This window comes from Qipengyuania sp., assembly GCF_042095715.1.
In the GTDB taxonomy this organism is placed as follows: Bacteria; Pseudomonadota; Alphaproteobacteria; order Sphingomonadales; family Sphingomonadaceae; genus Qipengyuania.
The window spans coordinates 1-2828 of the sequence record NZ_JBELMO010000139.1 but is presented as its reverse complement, the minus strand read 5'-3'; the positions used below and the strand labels follow the sequence as shown (position 1 = coordinate 2828).

Genomic DNA, 2828 nt, shown 5'->3' with positions numbered 1-2828 from the left:
GGCGAACGCTCGGTGCCGCTGCACGAGGCGCTCGGCTCGTTGCTCGAAATCGAGTCGGCGCATTGGTGGCGGCCCACGGCGGCGAATTACTTCGACCGCGTGGCCAAGGCCCGCACACTCGAAGCGCTTGATGCTGCCGGCGGTCCCGAACTGGTCAGTCGCTATGCTGGCTCGAAGAAGGCCGAACTGGCAAGCGCTGCCGAACGCATTTTCTCGGGCAACTTCATCGGCGAGGCGGATATCAAGGAACGGGCGCAGGCCTGGGTGCCTTCGATAATGCGTTTTGCTGGTCCCGAAGAAAGCGAACCGGTTGACGCCGAAGCCGAAGAGCCGGTCAGTGACATTACGGCTGACGAGATTGCCGAGCAGGCTGCCTGACCCCTCCTGACAGGTCCAGGTCACTCGGCAGGCGGTCCGCCCCTCTTGGGGCGGGCCGCCTTTTCAATGCCAATACCTGGGCCGTATTTGCGCCATGTTCCGCCAATGTGGTGTCAGAAAGAGCAATTCGGAAAGTCGACGGTCCAAATGCCAAAAAATCGTGACAGTAGGCACCGCCATTGCCGACGTTCAACGCCGAAAGCTGTCGTTGTCGCAGGGGATATAAGCAGAGGGAAGTAGACCGAAGAGGGATCGGGATACTAATCCGCCGTCGTTAGCAGTTGCGGACATTGACCGCTCCATCGTGGGCAAGCAATCTCCACCTTCACCTGGTAGAACCGCGCCACATTAATGGCCTCATCACGCCCTAGGAAAAACCTATGCGCATGATCCCTCGGGCATTCACTGTCGCTGGCGCAGCGAACTTTGATCCTTCGTCGAACAGCCGCCGTTTCTCATTTCGGGGAACAGCTGCGCCGCTGCAAATCGCAATAGCGCGCGCCACTGTTGTCGCCGCAGCAATCGCACTTACGAAGGGGGCTGCGATCCCAATGCCTTCAAACTTGGCGGCTCCACATCCGTCTAACCCGAGCAGTTGCTCATAATCCTGTGGCGCAGGAGCCGATCGTGGAACGTCTCCTGGAAAGTGTGCAGCAACCGAATACTCAGAATCGAACACCGTCACACGGAAAACATCGAAGTCGGTATGGGCGCGACCGAGACCAGCGTCGATTACCAATTCGAAGCCGCAGCCGTCGATGAGTTTTCGAGCGGTAATCGAATCGAAGCCGCAAAGCGCCACCGTAGGCTCATTTTCCTGCACCCGTTGATGTGGGGCTAATAGGCGATCAACGCGGCGCACATCGAACCCCTTCCGCTTTGCCCATTGCTCCGCGAGTGCGGTTTTGTAGGCGCCGTATTCTCCCGACTGTACGAGCACGGAAGTTCCCCAATTTTCAGCGCTTATCTGGTCAGCATCCTGCAAAACCAGCTTTACGGCTCGCGGATTGGGATAGGGAAGCGCCGAAAGCGACCACATGAATGCTTGACCAAGATTGCCGAGGCCGAGCAGCCATAGCGCGCTGGGAAGAAAAACCTTGGCGAAGGGCGGCGGCTTGCTCACCGCTCTCTGCGGCCAAAGATCAAACTCTACAGACCCAGGCGAATGTGCATTTCGCAGCCGTGCGAAAGCATACGCCACGGTCGCCGCGCCAGCTACAATGCCGGCGAGAGGATTGTCCGCGTCTCCTGAGATTTTGGGTCCCGACGCTGCTCCGCCTTTCCAGCCATCCCACCAAGCATGAACGTCTGATGCTCCGCCGATTACATTTCCGATAATGATACGGATTGCTGCGACGCCAACGTTTTTGGTAGCGCCCAGCCGATCGACTGCCTCACGCAGCGATGTGCAACCGACTGGCATCGCGGAAACTAGCGGTACGTCGTCGTCGATCCGGACACTGACGCCGCCGACAAAGGTCTTCTTCCCGACCGCTACGGCGGTGAGGATCGCATTATGCCCAGCGATACTGTGAGCATTTTCACCGACTATGACTTCCAGAGTCATAGCGCGAAGACGCGCTTCGGCATCCGCGCCACTAATGCCTTCAGCATCAATCAGCATTTTTGCAATTCGGGATAGCTCGGGGGTCAGGTCCACAGATATTTTCCGACGTGAAAGGGAGGAAAAAGGCGGTCGCTTTCGTCTCGCCATCGACGGTTGCCCAGGTAGCGATGTACTCCGATGTGGCCTGGAAGATTCGAACCTTCAGCGAAATTCGGCAGGATCAGTGCCAAATGGTCGACCTCCGCGATGATTGGGTTCGCCTTGTCGGAGGGACTTTGCCGAAAGCTACCCGGATGGACATGAACGTCGGCAACGACGCTCATCCCTTCGTTTCGGCATATTTCCCAAAGCTCGCCAAGCCGCCGACCATCGATCAGGACAATACCGCTGTTGAGGGCACCGGGATCGATATCGTCGTAGAAAATGAATTGCCGAATGGTTGAGGGCGAGCCTGCGATGCCAAGAAGAAATGCACCGCTCTCGCGTCGACCGCCGTTTGTGCGACGGCAAAGCTCCGCAGCTCCAGCATCCCATACTTTGCGATCACAGATCAACTCAGGCCGCTGTCCGAGTAGCGACCTTGCGACCGTTGCTAACCAATATGCCATAGAGATCCTCGAAGATGAAAGCCAAGTCACGGTCCTTGCTCCACGCTAGGTGGGGTTTGGCGACAGCATTGTTGTTATGCGGCCCGGTATGACGATCCCACGGCCGATAAACGGTACCCGATCCCCAGTCCTTGAAAGTCTCGGCGACCCGCTTCCCACCCGACGGTCGCTCGCCAGCGATAGGCTTGCGATCCTCTTCGAGATTCCAGAGTTTCACCTCTGGAGCGAGGCCTGGGTAGTTGGTGAGATCGGCACGAAACCCATATTCAGTCGCG

3 protein-coding genes and 1 pseudogene are annotated in these 2828 nt (G+C 57.9%); 2 read left to right on the top strand and 2 right to left on the bottom strand.

Going from position 1 to position 2828, the window contains the following annotated elements; all coding sequences use genetic code 11:
- Positions 1 to 378: pseudogene (locus ACFDTG_RS16555) on the top strand (chromosome partitioning protein ParB); the annotation flags it as partial.
- Positions 379 to 745: 367 nt separating this feature from the next.
- Here ACFDTG_RS16555 and ACFDTG_RS16550 read toward each other — a convergent pair.
- On the bottom strand, positions 746 to 2038 hold the full coding sequence (locus ACFDTG_RS16550; RefSeq protein WP_187335269.1) for a hypothetical protein: 1293 nt from the start codon (positions 2036 to 2038) through the stop codon (positions 746 to 748).
- Positions 2039 to 2124: 86 nt separating this feature from the next.
- Between ACFDTG_RS16550 and ACFDTG_RS16545 the strand changes: the two genes are divergently transcribed.
- Complete coding sequence (locus ACFDTG_RS16545; protein WP_375292015.1) at positions 2125 to 2388, top strand: hypothetical protein; 264 nt, start codon at positions 2125 to 2127, stop codon at positions 2386 to 2388.
- A 112-nt stretch (positions 2389 to 2500) separates the two neighbouring features.
- Here ACFDTG_RS16545 and ACFDTG_RS16540 read toward each other — a convergent pair.
- Positions 2501 to 2828: hypothetical protein (locus ACFDTG_RS16540; protein WP_375292014.1), on the bottom strand; the 328-nt coding region annotated here is incomplete at its 5' end.